Genomic DNA, 23,132 nt, shown 5'->3' with positions numbered 1-23,132 from the left:
CGCCGGGATCTCAGCCGCCGGAGTCGGCCAGCTCGGCGCCCTCGGGGACGCTGTCGTCGTCCCGGCTGGCCAGCCAGCCGTCGGGCAGGAACACCTTGCCCGGCGAGTTGGTCCGCCCCCGGGGCTGGCCGAGCGCGCCGAGCGGGAACGGCTCCGCCGGATCGAGCTTGCCGAGCAGGTCGTCGAGCTGCGCCAAGCTTTCGATCATGGCGAGGGAACGGCGCAGCTCACCGCCGACCGGGAAGCCCTTCAGGTACCAGGCGACGTGCTTGCGGAAGTCGGTGCAGCCGTCCCGCTCACCCCGGGCCGGCGTCCGCGACCCGGCGCTGAACTGCTCCACCAGCAGCGCGGCGTGCCGGCGCATGGTCATGGCCACCTCGCCGAGGGTGGGCAGCCGCCGCTCCGGCCGGCCGTCGAACGCGGCGTGCAGGTCGGCGAAGAGCCACGGCCGGCCCAGACAGCCGCGTCCGATCACCACCCCGTCCACCCCGGTGTGCGCGACCATCCGCAGCGCGTCGTCGGCCTCCCAGATGTCGCCGTTGCCCAACACCGGGACGTCGAGCGCCTGCTTGAGGGTGGCGATGGCGTCCCAGTCGGCGGTGCCGGAGTAGCGCTGCGCGGCCGTCCGCCCGTGCAGGGCCACCCAGGCCACCCCCGCCTCCTGGGCGGCCAGCCCCGCCTCGACGTACGTCAGGTGGTCGTCGTCGATGCCCTTGCGCATCTTGACCGTGACCGGCACCCCGGCGGGCGACGCGGCGTCCACGGCGGCCTTCACCAGCCGGGCGAAGAGCCGACGCCGCCACGGCAGCGCCGCGCCACCGCCCCGACGGGTGACCTTGGGCACCGGGCAGCCGAAGTTCAGGTCGATGTGGTCGGCGAGGTCCTTCTCCACCACGATGCGCACGGCCGCGGCAGTGGTCTCCGGGTCGGTGCCGTAGAGCTGGAGGCTGCGCGGCCGTTCCTCGGAGCCGAAGGCGATCATGCGCAGCGTCTTCGGGTTCCGCTCCACCAGGGCCGTTGTGGTGATCATCTCGCAGACGTAGATGCCACCGCCCTGTTCCCGACAGAGCCGGCGGAACCCGACATTGGTGATGCCGGCCATCGGCGCGAGCACCACCGGCGGCCACACCTCGTGCCGCCCCAGCCGCAACCCACCCGACACCCCTGCTCCACTCACCGCTCAAGTGTAAGGAGGGGTCCCCTGTTACCGCTTTTTGCGTAGCAGGGGACCCCTGCAACCACCCGACCGCCCGGCAACCACCCACCTCCCTGCACAACCGCCCGGCGTCCGGCAACCACCCGACCTCCCTGCAACCGCCCGGCGTCCGGCCCGCGCATAGCACACGACGGCCGGTGAGCGGGGGTTGTCCACAGGAGGCCCGGTTGTCCACAGCCGGGGCCGGTGGGGCGGACGGAGTGCCCGGCGCGCCGGCACCCTGCCGGCATGGACCAGCGCCGCACCCTCGAAGAGACCACGCAACTCCAGCAGCAGATCGTCAGCCGGGCGCAACTGCTCGCCGCCGGGTTCGACGACAACCACATGTGCCGCCAGACCAAACGGGGCATCTGGCAGCGCGTCCTCCCGGCCACCTACGCGCTGGTCAGCGGCACGTTGACCGACGAGCAACGGCGGATCGCCGCCGCGCTCTACGCGGGACCGGACGCCCAGCTCACCGGCCTGACCGCACTGAGCTGGTACGGCTTCCGCCAGGCTCCCCGTACGTCGGACGTCCATCTGGTCGTGCCGCACCGCGCGCGCCGCCGCTCGACCGGGCACGTGGTGATCACCCGGGCGCTCGCCCTCGACGAGCAGGCCCGGCGCACCCGGCTCTACCCGGTCTGCTCGCCGGCCCGGTCGGTGGTGGACGCGGCCCGCCGCATGCGGCAGATCCGGCCGGTGCGGGCCATCGTGACCGAGGCGATCCAGCGTGAGTTCACCGATCTGATCTCGCTCGACGAGGAGATCACCCGGGCCCGACGGAGCAGCACCGCCCTGGTACGCCGGGCGTTCGCGGAGGTCGTCGCCGGTGCGCGGTCGGCACCGGAGGCGGAGCTGCGGCAGTGCCTCGCCGCCAGCCGGGTGCTGCCCGAGATCCACTGGAATCCGCAGCTCCGGACCACGGACGGCAGCGTGTTACCCACGCCGGACGGCTACCTCGACGACGCCGCGGTGGCCCTGGAGGTGGACTCGCGGGAGTTCCACTTCTCGCCCGAGGACTGGGCCCGGACGCTGCGCCGGCACAACGAGCTGGGTCGGCACGGCATCCTCGTGCTGCACTTCACCCCGGCGCACATCCGCGGCATGGCGGAGCAGGTGCGGCGGACCGTCGAGGACACCTACCGTTCCCGGCGCGGGCTGGGCGCCAGCGTCGGAGTCGTGGTGTCGCCAGCCCGTTGACGATCTTGACGATCTCCGGCGACCAGGGCTGCGCGGCATCATGTGACGCCGCCTTGTCCGTGGTGCCGGCAGCGCCCCCGCCGCTCCGTCCGTGGTGCCGGCAGGGGCCCCTGCTCCGCAGAAATGCGGTAACAAGGGCCCCCTGCTACCAACCGACCAGGGCCGCCGCTGTCGCTCAGCAGCCGGGGAGTCGCTCGATCAGGTAACGCTCGACCTGGTCGAGGGCGACCCGCTCCTGGGTCATGGTGTCCCGGTCCCGGATGGTCACCGCGTCGTCGTCCAGCGTGTCGAAGTCGACGGTGACGCAGAACGGGGTGCCGATCTCGTCCTGGCGGCGGTAACGACGGCCGATCGCCTGCGAGTCGTCGAACTCGACCACCCAGCGCTTGCGCAGGTCGGCGGCGAGGCCCTTGGCCTTCGGGGAGAGCGCCTCGTTGCGCGACAGCGGCAGCACGGCGACCTTCACCGGAGCCAGGCGCGGATCGAAACGCATCACCGTGCGCTTGTCCACGCCGCCCTTGGTGTTCGGGGCCTCGTCCTCGTCGTACGCCTCGAGCAGGAAGGCGAGCACCGCCCGGGTGAGGCCGGCGGCCGGCTCGATGACGTACGGCACCCAGCGCTCGCCCTTGGTCTGGTCGAAGTACGACAGGTCGACGCCGGAGTGCTTGCTGTGCGTGGAGAGGTCGAAGTCGGTCCGGTTGGCCACGCCCTCCAGTTCGGCGAACTCGGTGCCCCCGAAGCGGAAGCGGTACTCGATGTCGACGGTCCGCTTCGAGTAGTGCGAGAGCTTCTCCTTCGGGTGCTCGTAGAAGCGCAGGTTCTCCTCGGAGAGCCCCAGGTCGACGTACCAGTTCCAGCGCTCGGCGAGCCAGTACTCGTGCCACTGCTCGTCGGTGCCGGGCTCGACGAAGAACTCCATCTCCATCTGCTCGAACTCACGCGTACGGAAGATGAAGTTGCCGGGGGTGATCTCGTTGCGGAACGACTTGCCGGTCTGCGCGATGCCGAACGGCGGCTTCTTACGGGCCGTGGTCGCCACGTTGTTGTAGTTGACGAAGATGCCCTGGGCGGTCTCGGGACGCAGGTAGTGCATCCCCTCGTCGCTCTCGACCGGGCCGAGGTAGGTCTTCATCAGGCCGTTGAACATCTTCGGCTCGGTGAAGGTGCCCTTGTTGCCGCAGTTGGGGCAGTTCAGCTCGGCGAGGGACGCCGGCGGCGCACCGTGCTTGGCCTCGTACGCCTCCTCCAGGTGGTCCGCCCGGAACCGCTTGTGGCAGGACTGGCACTCGGTCAGCGGGTCGACGAAGGCGTCGAGGTGGCCGGAGGCGGCCCAGACGTCCCGGGCCAGGATCACCGCCGAGTCGAGACCGACCACGTCGTCGCGCTGCTGGACCATGGTCTTCCACCACTGCCGGCGGACGTTCTCCTTCAGCTCCACGCCGAGCGGACCGTAGTCCCACGCCGACCGGGTACCCCCGTAGATCTCGCTGGAGGGGAAGACGAAGCCCCGGCGCTTGGCGAGGCTGACGACGGCGTCGATACGGTCGGCGGGCATGTTTCCTCCTACGCCGGCTGGCGGTCGGCGGGGACAGGGAGTGATTCCGGACAGGTTCGGGACTTACGGTACGACCACCACCGCCCCGAGCCCAGCAGGATACTCCCGGTGAGCTGCCCACCCGCGTGGCGGGCCGGACGTGGCCCGCACGGCCGGACGCGAGGCGACACCGCACGGCCGGACGCGAGGCGACACCGGACGCAGGGCGAGACCGCACGACCGACCGGGCGACGCCGCACCGCGAGCGGACGGAGTCACGGCACGACGGACGGACCGGTCCACCACGCGGGTAGCGGCCTGGGCGATCCGGGCCGGTCAGCTCACCCCGCAGACCTCGAACTGCCCGGTGGTGGTGCTCTGCACCAGGGTCACCTGCTGGGTCTCCCGGCCGCCCCCGTCGAGGGTCACGTCGACCGGCACGGTGAGATCGTTGAGGTCGAGGCTGCCCACCCGGTAGGAGGTTATCGCCGGTTCGGCGGTCACCCGCCGTTCGAACTCCGGCCGGGACTCCCGCTGCTTCAGGTCGCGGCAGAGCAGGTCGTACGCCTCAGCGAACCGGTCGTCGACGAGCGCCCGGTAGTAGTCGCCGGTCACCGCGCGGCCCTGCTCGTCGAGCGCCTCGGTGCCGGACACCGCGAGCCCGACCAGGGTCGCCGTCCCGCCGCCACAGCAGAGCAGCACGGCGAGGCCCCCGGCGCCGAGGCCGAGCCACATGCGGACGCTGCGTCCCTCGGTGGGCGGGGCGGCGAACGGCGGGGCAACCCCGGGGCCGGCCGGTGGTGCGGGTACGCCCTGCCCTCCCGGCCCGTCGGGGCCGGGCAGCACGGGGTACGGCGACGGGGCTGCCGGTCCGGGTGCGGTCATACCGGAGAGGGTAGTGCCCGGCGCGTCAGCGGTACGGCCCAGCGGCCCGATCACTCGTGGAGATCGTCACCGCGCCGTCCGGTCCCGCGCTGGCCAACGTCTCGTACGCCGAGGGCTCGTCCACGGACTCGGCGAGCAGCGGGGTGGCCTGGACCTTGACGTCGAACCCGCCCAACGCCCGCCGGTACGCCCCGACCGACTCCCACTCGGTGACCAGGCACCAGTGGCGCGGGTCGTCGAGCGCCCGCAGCAGTTCGCCGCGCAGGTAGCCGGGGCGGGCGGCGAGCGCGGCGAGGGCGGCGTGCGCCCGCTCGGTGAAGGCGGGGGCGACGTCTTCCTCGACCACGAACCGGTTGGTGACGAGCACCGGGCGTCCTCCTCGTAGAGTCTGTGGGATGCAGCGTACGCAGAGCCCTCTGCTGGCCCGCCTGTCCCGGGTGAATCCGACCGGGGTCTTCCTGGCCGCGCTCGCCCTGGTGCTGGTGGGCCTGCTCACGCCGGGCCTCTTCGGCGGGGTGCTGCTCCTGCTGCTGGCCGCCGCGCTGGTCACGCTGCTACGGCTGACCTGGCCGGTGCAGACTCCGGCGACCCGGCTGATCCGGCTGCTCATGCTCACCCTGCTGGTCGCCGTCGCGCTCGCCAAGCTGCTCTGAGCCGCCCCGCCACACGCTGCCACGCTCCGCCGCGCCCGCCGCGCCTCCTGGTCAACCCGCCGGTGCCCGGTGCCCACGCCCGCCCGGGATCGGGTGGTCGGGCTCCAGTGGTGGTTGCAGGGGGCCCTTCCTCATCAAAAAGCGGTAACAGGGGTCCCCTGCTACCACCTGCCACCACCTCACATGCAAGCATGCGTTTTTGACAATCATTGTCGTTGCAGCGGAAGGTGGAGAACATGAACATCCGTTCCACTCCGCGTGTCCTGGCCGCCGCCTCCTCCGCCCTGCTCGCTCTCGGTGCCGTCACGGCCTGCTCCTCGGACGAGGTGGCCGGCGCAGACCCGCAGCGGGTCGACGTGGTGGCCGCGTTCTACCCCCTGGAGTTCGTCAGCGAACGCGTCGGCGGGGACGCGGTGACAGTGGTCAACCTGGCGAAGCCCGGCGCGGAGCCGCACGACCTGGAGCTGAACCCGGGGCAGGTCGGCCAGGTCAGCGAAGCCGAGCTGGTCGTCTACCTCAAGGGCTTCCAGCCGGCCGTGGACGAGGCGGTCGAGCAGAACGGCGGGGAGCGGGTGTTCGACGTGACCACCGTGCAGCCGCTCCTGGACGCCGCGGCCGGCGGGCACGACCACGACCACGGTCACGAGGGCGAGGACGGTCACGAGGAGGAGAAGGCGGAGCCCGCCGGGAAGACCGACGGCGCCAAGGACCCGCACGTCTGGCTCGACCCGACCCGGCTGGCCACCATCGCCGACAAGCTCGCCGAGCGGCTCGGCACGGCCGACCCGGACCGGGCGGCCGACTACACCGCGCGGGCCAAGGCGCTCCGCACCGAGCTGGAGAAGCTGGACGCCGAGTTCACCCAGGGGCTGAAGACCTGCCAGCGGCGGGAGATCGTGGTGAGCCACACCGCCTTCGGCTACCTGACCGAGCGCTACCAGCTGGAGCAGATCGGGATCTCCGGTCTGAGCCCGGAGAACGAGCCGTCCCCGCAGCGCCTCGCCGAGGTCACCGAGGAGGCCCGCGAGCACAAGGCCACCACCATCTTCTTCGAGACCCTGGTCAGCCCGAAGGTCGCCGAGACCATCGCCAGGGAGGTCGGGGCGAAGACGGCGGTACTGGACCCGATCGAGGGTCTCTCCGCCGACAACACCGGTGGGGACTATTTTTCGGTGATGCGCAGCAACCTGGAGACCCTGCGGACGGCGTTGGGCTGCTCGTGAGCGAACCCGTCGTCACCGTGGAGCACGGGGTGGTCGGCTACGACGGCCGCCCCGTGCTCCGTGACGTCTCACTGGCGATCTCCGCCGGTGAGGTCGTCGCCGTGCTCGGGGCCAACGGCTCCGGCAAGTCCACCCTGATCCGCGCCGTGCTGGGCCTGGTACCGCTCGGCGCCGGGCGGGTCACCCTCTTCGGCACGCCGCTGCGCCGTTTCCGGCAGTGGCACCGCATCGGGTACGTCCCGCAGCGCCTCGGAGCCGGCAGCGGCGTACCGGCGACGGTCGCGGAGGTGGTCGCCTCGGGGCGGTTGGCCCGGCGGGGGATCCTGCGTCCGGCCGGTCGCGCCGACCGGGCGGCGGTCGCCGGGGCGCTGCGCGCGGTCGGGCTCGCCGACCGGGCCGGTGACCCGGTGGCGACCCTCTCCGGCGGGCAGCAGCAGCGCACCCTGATCGCGCGGGCGCTGGCCGGGCAGCCGGAACTGCTGGTGCTCGACGAGCCGACCGCCGGGGTGGACGCGGTGAGCCAGGAGGCCTTCGCCGAGGCGCTGCGGGGGTTCGTCACCGGTGGCGGGACGGTGCTGCTGGTCGCCCACGAGCTGGGTCCGCTGCGTCCGCTGATCAGCCGGGCGGTGGTCGTCCACCAGGGGGGCATCGCGCACGACGGCGCGGTCCCGGAGCCGGCCGGTCACCACGCGGACCCCGACCACGACCACGTGCACCCGCACGGTCCCGAGGAGCCCGCCGGGCTGTGGAGCACGCCGTGAGCCTCTTCCAGTACGACTTCATGCTCCGCGCCCTGGTCGGCGCGCTGATCATCGGTCTCGCCGCCCCGGCGCTCGGCATCTACCTGGTGCAGCGCCGGCTGGCGCTGATCGGTGACGGGATCGGTCACGTGGCCCTGACCGGGGTCGGGGCCGGCCTGCTGTTCAACCAGTCGCCGGTGATCATGGCGGTGCTCGCCGCCACCCTCGGCGCGGTCGTCATCGAGCTGGTCCGGGAGCGTGGTCGTACCTCCGGTGACCTGGCGCTGGCGTTGCTCTTCTACGGCGGCATCGCCGGTGGCGTGATGCTGGTCGGGCTCTCCGACGCCAGCAACGCCAACCTGAACGCGTACCTGTTCGGCGCGCTGACCACCACCTCGCGCACGGACCTGGTCACCATCGCGGTGCTGGGGGTGGCGGTGCTGGTCGTCATGGTCGCGTTGCGCCCGGCGCTCTTCGCGGTCTGCCACGACGAGGAGTACGCCCGGGTCTCCGGCCTGCCGGTCCGTACGCTCAACCTGCTGCTGGCGGTGACCACGGCGGTGACCGTCACGATCGCCATGCGGGCGGTGGGCGTCCTGCTGATCAGCGCGCTGATGGTCGTCCCGGTGGCCACCGCGCAGCAGGTCACCCGGGGGTTCCGCAGCACGATGGCGATGGCGATGGCGGTCGGCCTGCTGGCCGCCGGCAGTGGAGTCTGGGTGGCGGCGGTCGCGGACACGGCCCCCGGCGCGTCGGTGGTGGTGCTCGCGATAGCCTCCTTCCTCGTCGTCGCGGTCGGCGCGGCGGCCTGGCGGGCCCTGCGTCGACGACGTACGCCGGCCGCGCCAGCGGCGTCGGAGCCGCACGAGGTGGTGCTGGGCTGATCCTGGTCCCCCCGGTCGTGCCGGCATTGGTTACCGTTGCAGGGTGACCAGCACCAACGGATACGACGCGTACGAGGGCGCGGGAGACCTGCTGCGCGCCCTCTCCGCGCCGATCCGGCTGGCCATCGTCAGCGAGCTCGCCCAGGGTGAACGCTGTGTCCACGAACTGGTGGAGAAGCTCGGCGCGACGCAACCCCTGGTCTCCCAGCACCTGCGGGTGCTGCGCGGAGCCGGTGTGGTGCGCGGTTCCCGGCGGGGCCGGGAGATCGCCTACGCCCTGGTCGACGAGCACGTCGCGCACATCGTGGCCGACGCGGTCAGCCACGCCGGGGAGGGGACATGAGCGACCAGAGCGAGCGGACCAGCGGGGCCGGGCCCGGGGCCGGAGTCGGGGCGAGGGAGACGGCGGCGTGAGCGAGAGCGGTACGGCCGTGCGCAACACCCGGCAGCGCACGGCGGTCAGTGCGCTGCTCGCCGAGGTGGAGGGCTTCCACAGCGCACAGGACCTGCACGCCATGCTCCGCGAGCGGGGCGAGCGGGTCGGCCTGACCACCGTCTACCGGACCCTTCAGGGGCTGGCCGACGCGGGCGAGATCGACGTGATGCGCCCGCCCGGCGGTGAGCATCTCTACCGCCGGTGCAGCGAGGGACACCACCACCACCTGGTCTGCCGCTCGTGCGGGCGGACGGTGGAGGTCGCCGGCCCGGCGGTGGAGACCTGGGCCGACCGGGTGGCCGCCCAGCACGGCTACTCCGACGTCAGCCACACCCTGGAGATCTTCGGCACCTGCCCGTCCTGCGCCGCCGCCGGCTGACCGGACCGCCGGGCCGGGCGCGGGCGGGCCGGCGGTGGGGTGCTCCGGCGCGGTCAGCGGCGGGACGTGTCGCGTGGCACGCTGTGCGGCGTGAGGATCTACGCCGACCGTTTTCCCACCGCCGCCCGCCAACTCGTCACCGACCTGCTCGTCGTCGCCTGGGTGTATGCCGCGATCCGGGGCGCGATGTGGCTGCACGACCTGGTGCAGCGGCTCGCCGTACCGGGGCAGAAGCTGGAGGGCGCCGGTGGCGGCCTGGCCGAGAACCTGGCCGACGCCAGCGGCAAGATCGGCCGGGTCCCGTTGGTCGGCGACGAGCTGACCACCCCGTTCGAGCGGGCCGCCGAGGCGGCCCGGGCGGTCGCCGACGCCGGGCGTGACCAGCAGGAACTGGTCGACCAGTTGGCGTGGGCGCTGGCCGTGGCGGTGTTGGTGTTCCCGCTCGGGCTGGTGCTGTTCGGTTGGCTGCCGCTGCGCCTGCGCTGGATGCGCCGGGCCGGCGCGGCGGCGGCCCTGCGGTCCGCGCCCGCCGGCCGGGACCTGCTCGCCCTGCGGGCGCTGGCCGGGCAGCCGCTGGGCCGGCTCACCCGGATCGCCCCGGACGTGGCCGAGGCGTGGCGGCGCGGGGACCCGGACACCGTCGACGCGCTCGCCGCCCTGGAACTGCGTGAACTCGGCCTGCGGACGAAACGCTAAGGTCGACCGGTGCTCTACTTCCTGATCGTCATGGCCCTGCTGCTGTTCGGCTACGCCGGCTACCTGATGAGTCTCGCCCGGCGCGGGCAGAAGATGCCTTCCACCGCGTACGTGGTGCTCGGCGTGCTGAACGGGATCATCCTGGTGGCCGTGCTGGTCTGGGCGGTCAACCGCTGACCCCACCGGCCCGACAGGGTCCGGCGGGAGCACCGCGGGAGCCCGGCAGGGGCCGGGACCGGGCAGCCACCCGGCGCGGGGCAGCCACCCGGGCGTGGACGGTTACCGGGGCGGGATGCGGCGGCGGACGTCCGGTGCCGTGGACGGGCCGGGTGACCAACGGGCCACCCAGGGCAGGTCGTCCGGCGGGGTGAGCACGCCCTCCTCCAGGCTGGCGTACCGGCCCGCGACGATCCGCCGGGCGGCGACCACGTCCACCGGGTCGGTGTTCGACCAGAGGTTGGTGAAGAGGGCCTCGATGCGCAGCCGGGCCTGCCGGCAGAACAGGTCGGCCAGCTCGCGCCCCTCGGGGTGGGTGTCCCGTTCGGCGTGCGCCCGGACGCAGACCGCCGACATGGCGAACAGCTCCGCCCCGATGTCCACGATCCGGCCGAGGAAGGCCTGCTTGCGCTCCATCTTCCCCTGCCAGCGGGACATCGCGTAGAAGGTCGAGCGGGCCAGCTTCCGGGAGGTCTTCTCGACGTGCCGCAGGTGGCCGGCGAGCGGGCCGAACTCGGCGTACGCACCGGGCGCCTGGCTGCGGCCGACCGCGAGGGTGGGCAGCCAGCGGGCGTAGAAGGCGCCCGCGCGGGCCCCGGCGCGGGCCTTGCGGCCGAGCCCGGCGTCCGGGTCGATGATGTCCCCGGCGACGGAGAGGTGCGCGTCGACCGCCTCCCGGGCGATCAGCAGATGCATGATCTCGGTGGAGCCCTCGAAGATCCGGTTGATCCGCAGGTCGCGGAGGAGCTGTTCGACGGCGGCCGGGCGTTCCCCCCGGGCGGCCAGCGACTCGGCGGTCTCGTAGCCCCGTCCGCCCCGGATCTGCACCAGTTCGTCGACGATCCGCCAGGCCATCTCGCTGGCGTAGAGCTTGGCCAGGGCGGCCTCGATCCGGATGTCGTTGCGGTCGTCGTCGGCGAGCAGGCAGGAGAGGTCCAGCATGGACTCCATGCCGTACGTGGTGGCGGCGATGAAGGAGAGTTTGGTGGCGACCGCCTCGTGCTCGGCGACCGGACGCCCCCACTGCACCCGGTCGGCGGCCCACTGGCGGGCCACGTTCAACGACCACTTGCCGGCGCCGACGCACATCGCCGGCAGCGAGAGCCGACCGGTGTTGAGCGTGCTGAGGGCGATTTTCAGACCTCGTCCCTCGCCGCCGATGACGTTCTCCTTCGGCACGAAGACGTCGTGGAAGCGGGTGAGGCTGTTCTCCAGACCGCGCAGCCCGATGAAGGCGTTGCGCCGTTCGACGGTGATCCCCTCGGCGTCGCCGTCGACCACGAAGGCGGTGATGCCGCCCCGGCCGCCCTCGCCGGCCGGCACCCGGGCCATCACCACCAGCAGCGAGGCGACCGTGCCGTTGGTGGCCCAGAGCTTCACCCCGTTGAGCCGGTAGCCGGTGCCGTCGGCGGTCGGTTCGGCGGTGGTGCCCAGGCGGGCCGGGTCCGAGCCGACGTCCGGCTCGGTGAGCAGGAACGCGGAGACCTCACCGGCGGCCAACCGGGGCAGGAAGCGCTGCCGCTGCTCCTCGGTGCCGAACATCTTCAGCGGCTGCGGCACGCCGATGGACTGGTGGGCGCTGAGCAGCGCGCCGATCGCCGGACTGACCGAGCCGGCCAGCATCAGCGCCCGGCAGTAGTGCAGGTGGCTCAGCCCGAGACCGCCGTACGCCGGGTCGATCTTCATGCCGAAGGCGCCGATCCGGGCCAGGCCCTGGAAAACCTCGTCCGGAATGGACGCGTCCCGCTCGATCGCCGCCCCGTCCACCTCGGACTCCAGGTAGGCCCGCAGGGTGGCGAGGAACTCGTCGGCGCGGGCGGCCTCCGCCGGGTCGGTACGCGGCCAGGGGTCGATCAGGTCGAGCCGGAACCGACCGAGGAACAGTTCCTTGCCGAAGCTCGGCCGGTCCCAGGCCGACTCGCGGGCCGCCTCGGCGACCTGCCGGGCCTCCTTCTCCGAGACCTGCCCCGCCTCCTTCGGCAGTGGCCCCACCCCGTCGGGGTGGGACGCCGGACGGTCGTGCTGCGTGGCGCTCATGCTGCCCCCTCGTACCTCGGTCCGCCTCGCGCGCCGTCCCCGGGGTAGACAGGGAACGACGCCACCCCTGTGGTTACCCAGGCGTAGCGTCGCGTAAGCCCTGCCAGTGGCGTTACCGGGAGGAATCAGTCGCACCGACCCGGAGCCGGGTCGTCGTCATCGTCGTCGAGGTCGTCCTCACCCCAGTTGCGTCGGGCGAACGGCAGGATCGCCCAGAAGGTCAGGAACCACAGGCCGGTGATCGCGCTCAGCAGGAAGGCGATCGGCCGGTCCAGGATGAAGTCGGTGATCAGCAGCACCGCGCTGACCATCGAGACCAGCATGAAGGCGAGCCCGCCACTGGCCATCAGGTGGGCGAAGCGGACCAGTTCCGGCTTCCGGCCCTGGCGGAACAGTGCCCGGTGGAACGCCACCGGCGAAATGATCATCGCGGTCGCGGCGGCGGCGGCGATCAGCGCGACGACGTAGACGTCCTTCTGGAACCCGGTGGTGTCGTCGAAGCCGGCGCTGAAAGGCAGGGTGAGCAGGAAGGCGAAGAGGATCTGCACGCCCGTCTGGGCGACCCGAAGCTCCTGCAGCAGGTCGGCGAAGTTGCGCTGCCAACGCTGCTTCTCGGTTTCCTTGGACAAACCGCCACCTCCGCACGAGGACCAGAACCGGCGGTTACGACCCCTGCCGGCAGCACAGCGATTGCCCCGCGCCACGTGCCACGAAACGCATTCACATGTCTGCTTCCGGACCATGCGGCCGAGTGACGGACCGGACACCACCGGACACCCGAGACCGACCGGACAGCGGCCCCGGAGCCGACGACGGAGGACGGCCTCCGGTCAGGTCCCGCGCCGCAACCGACCGGCGTGCCGTCCTCCGGGGGCGTCCACCGGGCCGCTCACCGGACCGCCTCCACCTGCACGAGGACGGCCTCGGCCAGGGCACCCGGCGCCTCGTCCGGAATCCAGTGGCTGACCCCGGTCAGCTCGACGAACCGGTAGGGACCGGTGACGTACGCGGCACACGCCTCGGCGGCGGTCCGGCCGACCGCGGTGTCCCCGTCGCTCCAGACGTAGGTGGTCGGCACCGACACCGGCCCGGTGGCCACCAGCTCCCGCCCGGACATCGCCCGGTACCAGTTCAGCGCCGCGGTGAGCGCGCCCGGCTCCCGCATCGGCCGCACGTACGTGTCGATCCGCTCCCGGTTCCCCACCCCGCCCAGCAGCTTGCGCAGGGCGGCGGCCTGCCAGGCGAGCAGCACCTTCTCGGCCGTGCCCTCCTTACGGAACAGCCCCATGTACGCGGACCGGGCCTTCTGTCGCCGGTCCCCGGCGATGGTCCGGGCCATCGCGGCCGGGTGCGGCACGGAGACGGCGGTGAGGGTGCGCACCCGATCCGGATGCCCGGCGGCCAGGGCCCACGCCACGATCGCGCCCCAGTCGTGGCCGACCACGTGCGCGGCGGGGACGTCGAGCGCGTCGAGGACGGCGACCGCGTCGGCCACACACTCGGCCAGCCGGTACGCCTCCACCGCCGCCGGTCGGGCGCCGGGCGAGTAGCCCCGCTGGTCCAGCGCGTACGTCCGCAGCCCGGCGGCGTGCAGGGCCGGCAGCAGGTCGACCCACTCGCCACTGTGCTGCGGGAAGCCGTGCAGCAGCAGCACCGCCTCGCCGTCGTCCGGGCCGTCGGCGTGCACCTCGAACGTCAGCCCGCGCACATCGATCCTCATGACCGGAGCCTACCGTCGCCGGATGCGCCGGAACGGACACCGCAACGGCGACGGGCCTACTCGTACTGCTGTTTCGGGGTCGGCACCTGACGCCACGACTCGACCTCCAGGTACGGCACCTCCGCGTCGTTGACGGGGTCGCGGCCGATCCGGTCGGTGTAGCGGCCGGTCACCTCGACCCAGGTGTCGTCGGCCAGGCCGGCGGGGACGTCACCGGTGAGGCCGAGCTTCACCGGGCGGCCGTCGGCGGCGCAGCAGGAGAGGATCATGCGGGCCAGGATCGGCTGCCCGTCCGGACCGGTGACGACGAAACCGGTGAGCTGGACCCGACGGTCCCCGATGGACCGTCCCTGCTCGAACAGCGCCCGGGAGGCGTAGTCCAGCACGGTGATCCGGACCGGGTCCCCCTCGGGCAGCGGCGGGTAGTCGGAGGTCGCCCGGTCGGACAGCACCGTCCCGGCCTGCCCGGCGGCGTACGAGCCGAGGGCCGGCGGGGCGACCAGCAGCAGCCCGAGCACGGGGAGGATGAGCAGCCAGCCGACCCGCGCCCCGTGGTGGCCGTGCCCGTGGTCGTCGTGCCCCTCGTCGTGGTCGACCGGGTCGTCGTCCACGTCGGGGCGGAGTTCGTACCAGAGGGTCATCGCGGCGGCGGCCACCAGCAGCAGCCCGGCGGCGACCAGGAAGGGTTGCAGCCCCGCCTTGACGTAGCGCAGGTGCAGGTCGGTGAGGCTGGCCCGCAGCACCGCACCCCCGAGCAGCAGCAGGACGACCGCCTGGGCCTGTCGGTTCACTCAGAACACCACCGTTCCCACGCCGACGGCCACCAGCACGGCGACCACGAAGGTGGCCGGGGCGAACCGGGACGCGAACCGCCGGCCGAAGGCCCCGACCTGCATCGAGACGAGTTTCAGGTCCACCATCGGACCGACCACCAGGAACACCAGCCGGGAGGTCAACGAGAACTGGGACAGCGACGCGGCGACGAAGGCGTCCGCCTCGGAGCAGATGGAGAGCAGGACGGCCAGCACCGCCAGGGCCAGCACCGAGAGCACCGGGTCGTCGGCCAGGGTCTGCAACCAGCGCTCCGGCACCAGCACGTTGATGCTGGCGGCGGCCATCGCGCCGAGTACCAGGAACCCGCCGGCGTGGACCACGTCGTGGCGTACCGCCGACCAGAACGCGGCCCCCCGGCCCAGGCCGTCCAGGTCCGGACGGTGCGGCAGCCGGATCCAGTCGGTGCGGCCCAGCCGCAGCCAGAGCCAGCCCATGATCATGGCGACGACCAAACTGGCCAGGCCCCGACCGAGGACCATCTCCGGGTTGGCGGGGAAGGCGACCGCGGTGGCGGTGAGCACGATCGGGTTGATCGCCGGGGCGGCGAGCAGGAAGGCCAACGCGGCGGCCGGGGTGACGCCTCGGCGGATCAGCGACCCGGCGATCGGCACCGACCCGCACTCGCACCCGGGCAGGACCACGCCGGCTGCGCTGGCCACCGGCACCGCGAGCGCGGGGTGCCGGGGCAGCGCCCGGGCCCAGAACGAGCGCGGCACGAAGACCGCGATCACCGCCGAGAGCAGCACCCCGAAGACCAGGAACGGCATCGCCTGCACCATGACCGAGACGAAGACGGTGGTCCAGGTCTGGAGACGAGGCGCGGAGATCGCGGTGGCGATCGGCTCCCGGAAGGCCACCAGCAGGACCAGGAGCGCGGCCAGGACCTCCACCGAGCCGATCCGCCCGCGCAGCCACCGGCCCGGCCCGCCCGCCGGGCTCTCCCCCGCTGCGGCCGGCGCCGGGACCGTCCGGCCGCTCCCGGCGGGCGCGTCGACCCCGGCGGGCGCGTCGACCCCGGCGGGCGCGTCGACCCCAGCGGCTTGGCCGGTCGTACCGGGTGCGCCGGAACCCGGCGTGGCCTGGTCGGCAGAGGTCACGGTCGTCCCTTCCGGATCGACGGACTCGGGTACGGGGAGTGCCCCACCCTAACCCGGACCGTGACGTGGCCGACGTCATCGGCGCGACATCGCCCCTGGGTTACGGCCCGTCCCGGTGCTAGCGTCTGCGCTGACAACTTCACATCCGACAGGGGAGCGCACAGCGCTGAGAGTGCGGGCACCGCCCGCAGACCCTCGAACCTGATCTGGGTAATGCCAGCGCAGGGAGTTCGGTCAGCCTCCAGCCGCGTCGTCGTCCGGTGCCACCGGGCGTACGGCGTGCGTCTTGCCTGGTTCGCACACGGACTGGGAGCACGTATCCATGAGCAAGCTCGACAACCCCCGCTGGCGCACCATCGACATCGTGGTCGCCTCGGTGATCGCGGTGGCCTTCGGCGTCATCTTCTGGGCCTGGGGCCTGGTCTGGAGCGCCACCGAGGGCGCGTTCGCCTTCTTCCCGCCGGCGCAGGCCCTGACCTACGCGGTCTGGCTGATGCCGGCCGTGGTCGGTGGCCTGGTGATCCGCAAGCCCGGCGCGGCCCTGTACTGCGAGACCGTGGCGGCGGTGCTCTCCGCGCTGCTGGGCAGCCAGTGGGCCGGCACGGTCATCCCGCAGGGCATCGTCCAGGGGCTCGGCGCGGAACTGGCCTTCGCCGCGTTCCGCTACCGCTCGTTCCGGCTGCCGACCGCGCTGCTCGCCGGGACACTGACCGGTGTCAGCGCGGCGATCTTCGACTTCTTCGTCTGGAACGCCAAGTACGACCTGACCAGCTACCGCATCCCGTACGCGCTGCTCACCGTGGTCAGCGCCGCGATCGTCGCCGGTGCCGGCGGGCACGCCCTGACCACCGCCCTGGCCCGCACCGGCGCCCTGGCCCACCTTCCCGCCGCCCGCGACCGCACCCGCGTCTGACCCGTCCGAGCGCCGGAGGCAGGCCGGAGGGAAAGGAGTGGGGTGGTGGGTGGGGTAGGCGTCCGGGTACGCGGCTTCGGGTGGCGGCACGCGGGGCGGAAGGCGTGGGCGCTGCGGGACGTCGACCTGCGCGTCGAGGCCGGCGAGCGGGTGCTGCTGCTCGGCGCGTCCGGCGCGGGCAAGAGCACCCTGCTGGCCGCGCTGGCCGGGCTGCTGCCCGAGGACTCCGGTGAGCGGGCGGGCGCCATCGAGGTCGACGGGCTCCCGCCGCACGAGGCGCGGGACCGGGTGGGCGTGGTCTTCCAGGACCCGGAGAGCCAGTTGGTGATGGCCCGCTGCGGCGACGACGTGGCGTTCGGCCTGGAGAACCGGGGGGTGCCGGCGGAGCGGATCTGGCCCCGGGTGGACGAGGCGCTGGCCCGGGTCGGCTTCCCGTACCCGCGTGACCGCCCGACCGCCGCGCTCTCCGGCGGGGAACAGCAGCGGCTCGCCCTGGCCGGAGCGCTCGCGCTGCGGCCCGGGCTGCTGCTGCTGGACGAGCCGACCGCCAACCTCGACCCGGCCGGCGCGGCCCTGGTCCGGCGGGCGGTCGCCGAGGCGGTGGACGCCGACACCACGCTGGTCCTGGTCGAGCACCGGGTCGCCGAGGCGCTGCCCCTGGTCGACCGGGTGGTCGTCCTCGCCGCCGGTGGCGGGGTACGGGCCGACGGGCCACCCGAGCGGGTCTTCGCCGAACACGGTGCCGCGCTCGCCGCCGACGGAGTGTGGGTGCCGGACCATCCCGTGCCGCCCCGCCGGGCGGTGGCACCCGCCGGGGAGGTGCTGCTCACCGCCGAACGGCTTGGCCTGCCGCCCCGCCTCGCCCCCACCGACCTGGCGGTACGCGCCGGCGAGGCGCTCGCCGTCCTCGGCCCGAACGGCGCGGGCAAGTCCACTCTCGCGCTGCTCCTCGGCGGGCTGCTCCGACCGGGCACCGGCCGGTTGACCGCCAGCGGAGAACTCGCCGACGCCGACCGGCGCACTCCCCCGCACCGGTGGCGCGCGCCCGCCCTGGCCCGGCGGATCGGCTCGGTCTTCCAGGACCCGGAACACCAGTTCGTCACCGGTACGGTCTTCGACGAACTGGCGCTCGGGCCGCGCCGTACCGGTCGCCCGGAGGACGCCGTCCGCGCCGTGGTAGACGACCTGCTGGAGCGGCTACGGCTGACCCGGCTGGCCCGGGCGAACCCGTACACCCTCTCCGGCGGGGAGGCGCGGCGGCTGAGCGTGGCGACCGCCCTGGCCACCGCGCCCCGCCTGCTCGTCTGTGACGAGCCGACCTTCGGGCAGGACCGGCGCACCTGGTCGGAACTGGTCGACCTGTTCGCCGGGCTGCGCGACGCCGGGCACGGCGTCGTGACGGTCACCCACGACGCGGACTTCGTCGACGCCCTCGCCGACCGTCGGGTGACGCTGGACCGCCGTCCGGTGCCGGCCGGCGGCGGGCGGGACGAGCGGAGGCGGCCGTGATCAGCCTCGAACCGGTCGCCGACCCGACCGCGCCGCTGGCCCGACGCAACCCGGTGGCGAAGGTCGCGGCGGCGCTGCTCTTCTCGTTCACCCTGGTCGCCACCCTCGACCCGGTCGCCCCCGCGATCGCCATCGCCGTGGAACTCGCGGTGCTGCCGCTGTTCGGGGTCCGGTACGCCGTGCTCGCCCGGCGGGCCTGGCCGCTGCTGCTCGGCGCGGTCGGCATCGTGGTCACCCTGGTGCTCTTCGCCGCCGAGCGGGAGGGCCGGGTGCTCGTCGAGGCCGGCCCGGTGCTGGTGACCTCGGGAGTGCTGGTCACCGCGCTCGGGCTGGTGCTGCGGATGCTCGCGGTGGCGCTGCCCGGCGTGATCGTCTTCGCCACCACCGATCCGACCGACCTGGCCGACGCGCTGATCCAGAACGCCAAGGCCCCGCCCCGGTTCGCCATCGGCGCGCTGGCCGCGTTCCGGCTGGTGCCGATGCTCGGCCAGGAGTGGCAGATGATCTGCCTGGCCCGACGGGCCCGGGGCGTGGACGCCGGCCGCAACCCGTTGGCGAAACTCCGGCTCTTCGTCTCCACCGCCTTCGGGCTGCTGGTCGGGGCGATCCGGCGGGGCACCCGGCTGGCCGTGGCGATGGACGCGCGCGGCTTCGACGCCGGCACCCCACGCACGGTCGCCCGCCGGCAACGGTTCACCGTCGCGGACGGGCTGCTGGTGGTGGGGGCGGCCGGCCTGGCCGGCGCGGCCCTGGCGGTCAGCGTCGCCCTCGGCACGTTCCGTCCCCTGATCGGCTGACCCGGCCCCGTCCCGGCCCGCCGCGCCCTCCCGCCCCCGCCCGTCGCGCGAGGTCCCCGACATCGGCGTGTCCGGGAGCCGGTACACCTCCGTTCGGCGACGAGCAGGGCGCCGGGATCGGGCGGAGATGGTCGGGGCGGTGACCGCCCCGACCATCCCGGGGTCGGTCAGCTGCGCCGGAAGGCGTACTGGCGGCTCTGCGCGGCGGGTCGACCGCGACCGGCGGCGTAGGCCGTGCCCCGCTGGGGCGGACCGGCCTTCGGAGCCTGCGGCGGGGTCGAGCCGGCCGGCAGGCTCACCGGGGCCACCTCGATCGAGTCCAGGTCCGGCGGGGTCACGTCCAGCAGGGACGGCTTCGGCGCGGGCGGACGGGACTTCTTCGGCTTACGCTTGGCAGGCATACGGTGCCTCCTTCGGCGAGGGACCGTCCGGATCAGCCGGCACGGTCGGCGAACGGGGAACGGGAGTAGCCCCGGGACGGCCGACCACGGATGACGTCGCGACAGCGACGAAACGCAGAACGCGCACGCCCGGCGGCACGGTCCACGGCAACGGCGGTGGACCTGGCTCGGCACAAGGGCGTCAGTAGCGCATGTCCCGGACGTTATCCCACGGCGTCCCGACGCGCATCCGAATTACCGCCCGCCGTCCGGGGCGACCTCGTACCCCCCGACCGTTCGTGGTCAGGGCACCAGCGTCGCGAACACCACGATGTTGTCCTTGTACGCCTTCGCCGCCTTGTCGTAGCCGCCACCACACGTGATCACGCGGAGTTGCGCCTTGTCGGTGTGGCCGTAGACCAGGTCCAGCGGAAGCTTCTTCTTCGGGTAGCGGGTCACCCCGTCGACGACGAAGCGGGCCTTCTTGCCGTCTTCGCGGGGCACCTCGATGGTGTCTCCCGGTTTCAGGGTGCCCAGACGGTAGAAGACCGCCCGACCCTTGGCGCGTGAGTCGACGTGGCCCACCACCACTGCGGTCCCGATCTCGCCGGGACTCGGCCCCAGCTTGTACCACGCGGTCGTGCCGGGCTGGTTCAGCGGTGGGACCGCGACCTGCTGGTTCTTGTCGAGCCCGAGCGGAACCGTCGGCGCGTCGACGCCGATCTTCGGGATCCTGATGCGGGTGGGCTGCGATCGCGGCATCCCGGCCACCGTCGGGGAGGGCGACGGGCTGGTCACGGTCGATCCGGGATCGTCGGCGAGGCGGTCGGGGACTCCGTGCGCCTCGCCCGGGGCCGCCCCCGGGGCCGGCGACGCGGTGTGTCCGCTCGGCGTCGGCTCCGGTGTGGTGCCGGTCGATGGTGACAGCAGGGACTGCGGTGCGGCGGCGGGGTCGGGCTGCGGCGGTCCGACCGGTTCGGGAGCTGTGGCCGCGAACGTGATCAGTCCTGCTCCGGTGAGCGTGATGAGGGTGACCAGGACGAGGCCAGCGGCACGCCACGGGAAACCGTGGCGGCCGCTGGCGCCCCTGGCCGCCCTAGGCGACCGTGCCATTGACGGACCGCCGACGCAGCAGCGCGATGCCACTGAGTACGCCCACGCCCACCATGCCGGCACCGCCCGCCGCCAGAGCACCGGTGTTGGTGTCGGCGAGCGCGCCACCGCCACCGGCCGCGACGGCGGCCGTGCTCGGCAGCACCCAGGCTCCGTTCGGACCGGCCTGCGCGACGCTGCCGCCGGGCCCGGCAGCCGTGCTGGTCCCGACCTCGGCCATCCGGAGGAGGTCGGTGAGCAGGTTGTTCCGGACGTCCACCTCCACGTCGATGTCGCGGATGCAGACGACGACGTTGTTGGGCTGGATCCTGATGTCGTTCGACGCTGCCTGCGCCGCGCTCAGGTTGAACGTGACGATGCTGTTCACGATGATGTTGTTCTTGATGACCTGGGCGATGTTCTGCTCGTTGACCTGCTCGTTGGTCGCGCAGGTCACCCCGTTGCCGCTCTTGTCACGCGTGTTGAACGTCCTCGGCGTGTCGTCCGACTTCTTCGTCGATACCGGCCCTTGAGTCGGGGCCCCCGCCTCACGGGGCCCTCCGTCGTTCGCGGCGAGCGCGGCGGCGGGAGCGGCGAGCAGGAGGGCGGCGCTGCCCAGCACCACCCCGCCGCCGAGCTTGGTGAACAACCTCATTGACATATTCCTCACTCCTTCTGGTCGGCTCAGGAGGACGAGCCATGACCAAAAGTTAGGCTGTTTCATATGAAACGAGAGGACTTTTCCGTGTTTCGTAACAAGTCGCACCTGAGATGCCATAGGTGGTTAATTATTGCCTCTTGAGGCTTATCGGCACTTTTGTCCGCCGGGCCGCCCGGGCCGCCCGGCTCGCCGGGACCGTCGGGACCGTCGGCGGGACGCTGATCGCATTCTCGGCCACCCCGCCGTCGGGGAGTCCGTCGGTGGCCTGGTCGCCGTAGGGCGTCGGTGCGCTCCGGCGGTCCTCTGGAGCTGCCCGCACAGACGGGGCACAGCGTGGGCCGCCTGGTCCCGGCCTGTCTCGCAGGCGTGACGGCGACCGCTCGGTCCAGTCCACCGGGGCACGGCGCCGGCCCTGCGCCCTCCGAGGACGGCAAGGAAGCGCTGGGGAGAAGAGCGCGGGCGAGCGCTGGGAGACAAGCGCGTGGAAGGGAGCGCGTGCAGGGAAGCACGTGCAGGGAAGCACGTGCAGGGGAGGCCGGGGGGCAAGCGCGTGCAGGGGAGCGCGTAGAGGGGAGCCCGGGGAGACAAGCGCTGGACAGGATCGGGCGGGCGCAAGGACGGGGCAGCTCCAAAGGGCCACGACCGGCGATCTGTCGCCGGGGCGGCCCCTGGTCCGCGAGTCCGGCCCTCCGCCCCGCTCCGCACCCGCACCGCACCGCACCGCACGCCAGTTTCACGACCGTCGGGTGCGAGTGGAACGGGGTGCCGGCCGCCGCCAAGCGGCCTGAGGGGCAACCAGGTCGAGCGGGCCCCGGAGGAAGCGGATAACTCCTATGTGGACAGCGACCGGTCCGTGTGCCGGGGCGCTCCTGCGACCGCCGTGGCCGGTGGACCCGGCGGTGCCGTGCGGAGACGGCACCGCCGGTCGGTCACCAGAACCGACGCCGCCGCTTCGTCCTCTGCGGGCGGAGCAGGTCCGCTCCCCGGCTGAGCATCCGGCTGACGCCGGACGGGCCGCGTCGGGCCTCGATGGTGTGGCTGATTCGTCGTGCGCCGGCAGCCGCCAGCGGCACCGCGACCGCCATGACCGCCCACTGCCCGATCCGCTTCTGGATCATTGTCGGTACACCTCCCTGGATAGCTGCTGACCAGCCAGTACCCAGGGTGGACCGCCGGTAAGCACCACTGGGGCCCGGCGCACACGAAGAAGGCTCAGCCAACCGGGGCCGGCGGGGCGACCGGGTTCGGCAGCGCGCCGCCGAACCGCCGGTCGCGCTGGGCGTACAGCTCGCAGGCGTACCAGAGGTGACGACGGTCGAAGTCCGGCCAGAGGGTGTCCAGGAAGACCAGCTCGGCGTACGCGCTCTGCCAGAGCAGGAAGTTGGAGATCCGCTCCTCGCCGGAGGGGCGGAGGAAGAGGTCCACCTCGGGGACCTCCGGGTGGTAGAGGTACTTCGCGACGGTCTTCTCGGTGACCTTCGCCGGGTCCAGTCTGCCGGCGGCGGCGTCCCGGGCGATCGCGGCGGCGGCGTCGGCGATCTCGGCCTGGCCGCCGTAGTTGACGCAGAACTGGAGGGTCAGCGTCGAGTTGTCCTTCGACATCTCCTCGGCGGCCTGCAACTCGCCGATCACGCTCTTCCAGAGCCGGCCGGCCCGCCCCGACCAGACCACCCGGACGCCCAGGTCGACGAGCTGGTCCCGGCGACGCCGGATGACGTCCCGGTTGAAGCCCATCAGGAAGCGCACCTCGTCCGGGGAGCGCCGCCAGTTCTCGGTGGAGAACGCGTACGCCGAGAGGTAGGGGATGCCCAGCTCGATCGCCCCCTCGACGGTGTCGAAGAGGGAGAACTCACCCGCCTCGTGGCCCTTGGTGCGGGGCAGCCCCCGCTCCTTGGCCCACCGGCCGTTGCCGTCCATGACCACCGCCACGTGCTTCGGCAGCGCCTCGGCGGGCAGTGCCGGCGGCCGGGCCCCGGACGGGTGCGGCGTCGGCGGCGTCGGCGTGCGCCGGCCCGTCCTCATCGATCGGATCACTCGATACTCTCCCT

26 protein-coding genes and 1 riboswitch are annotated in these 23,132 nt (G+C 72.9%); of the genes, 12 read left to right on the top strand and 14 right to left on the bottom strand.

Features of this window, described 5'->3' with window-relative positions; translation table 11 throughout:
• Positions 1 to 10: 10 nt before the first annotated feature.
• Positions 11 to 1,177 carry a tRNA dihydrouridine synthase DusB gene (gene dusB / locus GA0070618_RS17505; RefSeq protein ID WP_088982593.1) on the bottom strand — a complete coding sequence of 389 codons (1,167 nt, stop codon included), beginning with the start codon at positions 1,175 to 1,177 and terminating at the stop codon, positions 11 to 13.
• Positions 1,178 to 1,444: 267 nt separating this feature from the next.
• On the opposite strand from dusB, the gene GA0070618_RS17500 reads away from it, so the two are divergent.
• Positions 1,445 to 2,398, top strand: coding sequence for a hypothetical protein (locus tag GA0070618_RS17500; RefSeq protein ID WP_088982592.1), 954 nt, complete (start codon positions 1,445 to 1,447; stop codon positions 2,396 to 2,398).
• A gap of 175 nt (positions 2,399 to 2,573) precedes the next feature.
• Here GA0070618_RS17500 and GA0070618_RS17495 read toward each other — a convergent pair whose 3' ends face one another.
• From GA0070618_RS17495 to GA0070618_RS17485, 3 genes are all read right to left on the bottom strand, one after another.
• Complete coding sequence (locus GA0070618_RS17495) at positions 2,574 to 3,953, bottom strand: glycine--tRNA ligase (protein ID WP_088982591.1); 1,380 nt, start codon at positions 3,951 to 3,953, stop codon at positions 2,574 to 2,576.
• A 315-nt stretch (positions 3,954 to 4,268) separates the two neighbouring features.
• The gene (locus tag GA0070618_RS17490) at positions 4,269 to 4,817 is read right to left on the bottom strand and encodes a hypothetical protein (RefSeq protein WP_231931778.1); all 549 of its coding nucleotides are present in this window, start codon (positions 4,815 to 4,817) and stop codon (positions 4,269 to 4,271) included.
• Between the two features lie 25 nt (positions 4,818 to 4,842).
• Positions 4,843 to 5,184 carry an antibiotic biosynthesis monooxygenase family protein gene (locus GA0070618_RS17485; protein WP_088982590.1) on the bottom strand — a complete coding sequence of 114 codons (342 nt, stop codon included), beginning with the start codon at positions 5,182 to 5,184 and terminating at the stop codon, positions 4,843 to 4,845.
• 28 nt (positions 5,185 to 5,212) lie between these two features.
• Between GA0070618_RS17485 and GA0070618_RS17480 the strand changes: the two genes are divergently transcribed.
• The 8 genes from GA0070618_RS17480 to GA0070618_RS34050 all read left to right on the top strand — a co-directional run bounded on the left by GA0070618_RS17480 (position 5,213) and on the right by GA0070618_RS34050 (position 10,005).
• A complete protein-coding gene (locus GA0070618_RS17480) occupies positions 5,213 to 5,470 on the top strand; it encodes a DUF6703 family protein (RefSeq protein ID WP_088982589.1) in 258 nt (85 codons plus the stop codon).
• 236 nt (positions 5,471 to 5,706) lie between these two features.
• The gene (locus GA0070618_RS17475) at positions 5,707 to 6,693 is read left to right on the top strand and encodes a metal ABC transporter substrate-binding protein (protein WP_088985609.1); all 987 of its coding nucleotides are present in this window, start codon (positions 5,707 to 5,709) and stop codon (positions 6,691 to 6,693) included.
• Positions 6,690 to 7,454, top strand: coding sequence for a metal ABC transporter ATP-binding protein (locus tag GA0070618_RS17470; protein ID WP_088982588.1), 765 nt, complete (start codon positions 6,690 to 6,692; stop codon positions 7,452 to 7,454). Before GA0070618_RS17475 ends, GA0070618_RS17470 begins: the two co-directional genes overlap by 4 nt.
• Positions 7,451 to 8,317, top strand: a complete 867-nt coding sequence (locus GA0070618_RS17465; protein WP_088985608.1) for a metal ABC transporter permease — start codon at positions 7,451 to 7,453, stop codon at positions 8,315 to 8,317. Before GA0070618_RS17470 ends, GA0070618_RS17465 begins: the two co-directional genes overlap by 4 nt.
• Positions 8,318 to 8,360: 43 nt before the next feature.
• Entirely contained in the window at positions 8,361 to 8,660 is a 300-nt protein-coding gene (locus GA0070618_RS17460) for an ArsR/SmtB family transcription factor (RefSeq protein WP_088982587.1), read from the top strand.
• 67 nt (positions 8,661 to 8,727) lie between these two features.
• Positions 8,728 to 9,132, top strand: a complete 405-nt coding sequence (locus GA0070618_RS17455; protein WP_088982586.1) for a Fur family transcriptional regulator — start codon at positions 8,728 to 8,730, stop codon at positions 9,130 to 9,132.
• A 90-nt stretch (positions 9,133 to 9,222) separates the two neighbouring features.
• The gene (locus GA0070618_RS17450; protein ID WP_088982585.1) at positions 9,223 to 9,828 is read left to right on the top strand and encodes a hypothetical protein; all 606 of its coding nucleotides are present in this window, start codon (positions 9,223 to 9,225) and stop codon (positions 9,826 to 9,828) included.
• Positions 9,829 to 9,837: 9 nt separating this feature from the next.
• Complete coding sequence (locus GA0070618_RS34050) at positions 9,838 to 10,005, top strand: hypothetical protein (RefSeq protein ID WP_170107768.1); 168 nt, start codon at positions 9,838 to 9,840, stop codon at positions 10,003 to 10,005.
• Positions 10,006 to 10,107: 102 nt separating this feature from the next.
• On the opposite strand, the gene GA0070618_RS17445 is transcribed toward GA0070618_RS34050, so the two are convergent.
• The 5 genes from GA0070618_RS17445 to GA0070618_RS17425 all read right to left on the bottom strand — a co-directional run bounded on the left by GA0070618_RS17445 (position 10,108) and on the right by GA0070618_RS17425 (position 15,546).
• On the bottom strand, positions 10,108 to 12,081 hold the full coding sequence (locus GA0070618_RS17445; RefSeq protein WP_088982584.1) for an acyl-CoA dehydrogenase family protein: 1,974 nt from the start codon (positions 12,079 to 12,081) through the stop codon (positions 10,108 to 10,110).
• Positions 12,082 to 12,206: 125 nt separating this feature from the next.
• Positions 12,207 to 12,710 carry a DUF6328 family protein gene (locus GA0070618_RS17440; RefSeq protein ID WP_088982583.1) on the bottom strand — a complete coding sequence of 168 codons (504 nt, stop codon included), beginning with the start codon at positions 12,708 to 12,710 and terminating at the stop codon, positions 12,207 to 12,209.
• Between the two features lie 260 nt (positions 12,711 to 12,970).
• A complete protein-coding gene (locus tag GA0070618_RS17435; RefSeq protein WP_088982582.1) occupies positions 12,971 to 13,801 on the bottom strand; it encodes an alpha/beta fold hydrolase in 831 nt (276 codons plus the stop codon).
• Between the two features lie 56 nt (positions 13,802 to 13,857).
• Entirely contained in the window at positions 13,858 to 14,592 is a 735-nt protein-coding gene (locus tag GA0070618_RS17430; protein ID WP_088982581.1) for a TIGR03943 family putative permease subunit, read from the bottom strand.
• The gene (locus GA0070618_RS17425) at positions 14,593 to 15,546 is read right to left on the bottom strand and encodes a permease (RefSeq protein ID WP_088985607.1); all 954 of its coding nucleotides are present in this window, start codon (positions 15,544 to 15,546) and stop codon (positions 14,593 to 14,595) included.
• Between the two features lie 326 nt (positions 15,547 to 15,872).
• A riboswitch (TPP riboswitch) is annotated at positions 15,873 to 15,978 on the top strand.
• A gap of 76 nt (positions 15,979 to 16,054) precedes the next feature.
• Between GA0070618_RS17425 and GA0070618_RS17420 the strand changes: the two genes are divergently transcribed.
• From GA0070618_RS17420 to GA0070618_RS17410, 3 genes are read left to right on the top strand one after another with little or no spacing between them, the layout of a single operon-like run.
• On the top strand, positions 16,055 to 16,645 hold the full coding sequence (locus tag GA0070618_RS17420; RefSeq protein WP_088982580.1) for an ECF transporter S component: 591 nt from the start codon (positions 16,055 to 16,057) through the stop codon (positions 16,643 to 16,645).
• 45 nt (positions 16,646 to 16,690) lie between these two features.
• Positions 16,691 to 18,154 carry an ABC transporter ATP-binding protein gene (locus GA0070618_RS17415; RefSeq protein ID WP_088985606.1) on the top strand — a complete coding sequence of 488 codons (1,464 nt, stop codon included), beginning with the start codon at positions 16,691 to 16,693 and terminating at the stop codon, positions 18,152 to 18,154.
• Positions 18,151 to 18,951, top strand: coding sequence for an energy-coupling factor transporter transmembrane component T family protein (locus tag GA0070618_RS17410; RefSeq protein ID WP_088982579.1), 801 nt, complete (start codon positions 18,151 to 18,153; stop codon positions 18,949 to 18,951). The genes GA0070618_RS17415 and GA0070618_RS17410 overlap by 4 nt, the downstream gene beginning before the upstream one ends.
• A 167-nt stretch (positions 18,952 to 19,118) precedes the next feature.
• Here GA0070618_RS17410 and GA0070618_RS17405 read toward each other — a convergent pair whose 3' ends face one another.
• The 5 genes from GA0070618_RS17405 to GA0070618_RS17385 all read right to left on the bottom strand — a co-directional run bounded on the left by GA0070618_RS17405 (position 19,119) and on the right by GA0070618_RS17385 (position 23,106).
• On the bottom strand, positions 19,119 to 19,352 hold the full coding sequence (locus GA0070618_RS17405) for a hypothetical protein (protein WP_088982578.1): 234 nt from the start codon (positions 19,350 to 19,352) through the stop codon (positions 19,119 to 19,121).
• Positions 19,353 to 19,634: 282 nt separating this feature from the next.
• Positions 19,635 to 20,093 (bottom strand): class F sortase, encoded by a 459-nt coding sequence (locus GA0070618_RS34710; protein WP_231931777.1) that lies wholly within the window; start codon positions 20,091 to 20,093, stop codon positions 19,635 to 19,637.
• A 334-nt stretch (positions 20,094 to 20,427) separates the two neighbouring features.
• Positions 20,428 to 21,078: a hypothetical protein gene (locus GA0070618_RS17395; RefSeq protein WP_088982576.1), complete on the bottom strand. Its 651-nt coding sequence runs from the start codon at positions 21,076 to 21,078 to the stop codon at positions 20,428 to 20,430.
• A 935-nt stretch (positions 21,079 to 22,013) separates the two neighbouring features.
• The gene (locus GA0070618_RS17390; protein WP_088982575.1) at positions 22,014 to 22,202 is read right to left on the bottom strand and encodes a hypothetical protein; all 189 of its coding nucleotides are present in this window, start codon (positions 22,200 to 22,202) and stop codon (positions 22,014 to 22,016) included.
• 94 nt (positions 22,203 to 22,296) lie between these two features.
• Positions 22,297 to 23,106, bottom strand: a complete 810-nt coding sequence (locus tag GA0070618_RS17385) for an isoprenyl transferase (RefSeq protein ID WP_088982574.1) — start codon at positions 23,104 to 23,106, stop codon at positions 22,297 to 22,299.
• Positions 23,107 to 23,132 lie beyond the last annotated feature (26 nt).

The organism is Micromonospora echinospora (assembly GCF_900091495.1).
Lineage (GTDB): Bacteria > Actinomycetota > Actinomycetes > Mycobacteriales > Micromonosporaceae > Micromonospora > Micromonospora echinospora.
This window is presented reverse-complemented; position numbering and strand designations above follow the sequence as displayed.

What these genes read in the sequence shown, in the direction of transcription:
- GA0070618_RS17500 (WP_088982592.1), top strand. Translation starts at nt 1,445, where the DNA reads ATGGACCAGCGCCGCACCCTCGAAGAGACCACGCAACTCCAGCAGCAG.
- GA0070618_RS17495 (WP_088982591.1), bottom strand. Translation starts at nt 3,953, where the DNA reads ATGCCCGCCGACCGTATCGACGCCGTCGTCAGCCTCGCCAAGCGCCGG.
- GA0070618_RS17490 (WP_231931778.1), bottom strand. Translation starts at nt 4,817, where the DNA reads ATGACCGCACCCGGACCGGCAGCCCCGTCGCCGTACCCCGTGCTGCCC.
- GA0070618_RS17480 (WP_088982589.1), top strand. Translation starts at nt 5,213, where the DNA reads ATGCAGCGTACGCAGAGCCCTCTGCTGGCCCGCCTGTCCCGGGTGAAT.
- GA0070618_RS17475 (WP_088985609.1), top strand. Translation starts at nt 5,707, where the DNA reads ATGAACATCCGTTCCACTCCGCGTGTCCTGGCCGCCGCCTCCTCCGCC.
- GA0070618_RS17445 (WP_088982584.1), bottom strand. Translation starts at nt 12,081, where the DNA reads ATGAGCGCCACGCAGCACGACCGTCCGGCGTCCCACCCCGACGGGGTG.
- GA0070618_RS17435 (WP_088982582.1), bottom strand. Translation starts at nt 13,801, where the DNA reads ATGAGGATCGATGTGCGCGGGCTGACGTTCGAGGTGCACGCCGACGGC.
- GA0070618_RS17420 (WP_088982580.1), top strand. Translation starts at nt 16,055, where the DNA reads ATGAGCAAGCTCGACAACCCCCGCTGGCGCACCATCGACATCGTGGTC.
- GA0070618_RS17405 (WP_088982578.1), bottom strand. Translation starts at nt 19,352, where the DNA reads ATGCCTGCCAAGCGTAAGCCGAAGAAGTCCCGTCCGCCCGCGCCGAAG.
- GA0070618_RS34710 (WP_231931777.1), bottom strand. Translation starts at nt 20,093, where the DNA reads ATGCCGCGATCGCAGCCCACCCGCATCAGGATCCCGAAGATCGGCGTC.
- GA0070618_RS17395 (WP_088982576.1), bottom strand. Translation starts at nt 21,078, where the DNA reads ATGAGGTTGTTCACCAAGCTCGGCGGCGGGGTGGTGCTGGGCAGCGCC.
- GA0070618_RS17390 (WP_088982575.1), bottom strand. Translation starts at nt 22,202, where the DNA reads ATGATCCAGAAGCGGATCGGGCAGTGGGCGGTCATGGCGGTCGCGGTG.
- GA0070618_RS17385 (WP_088982574.1), bottom strand. Translation starts at nt 23,106, where the DNA reads ATGAGGACGGGCCGGCGCACGCCGACGCCGCCGACGCCGCACCCGTCC.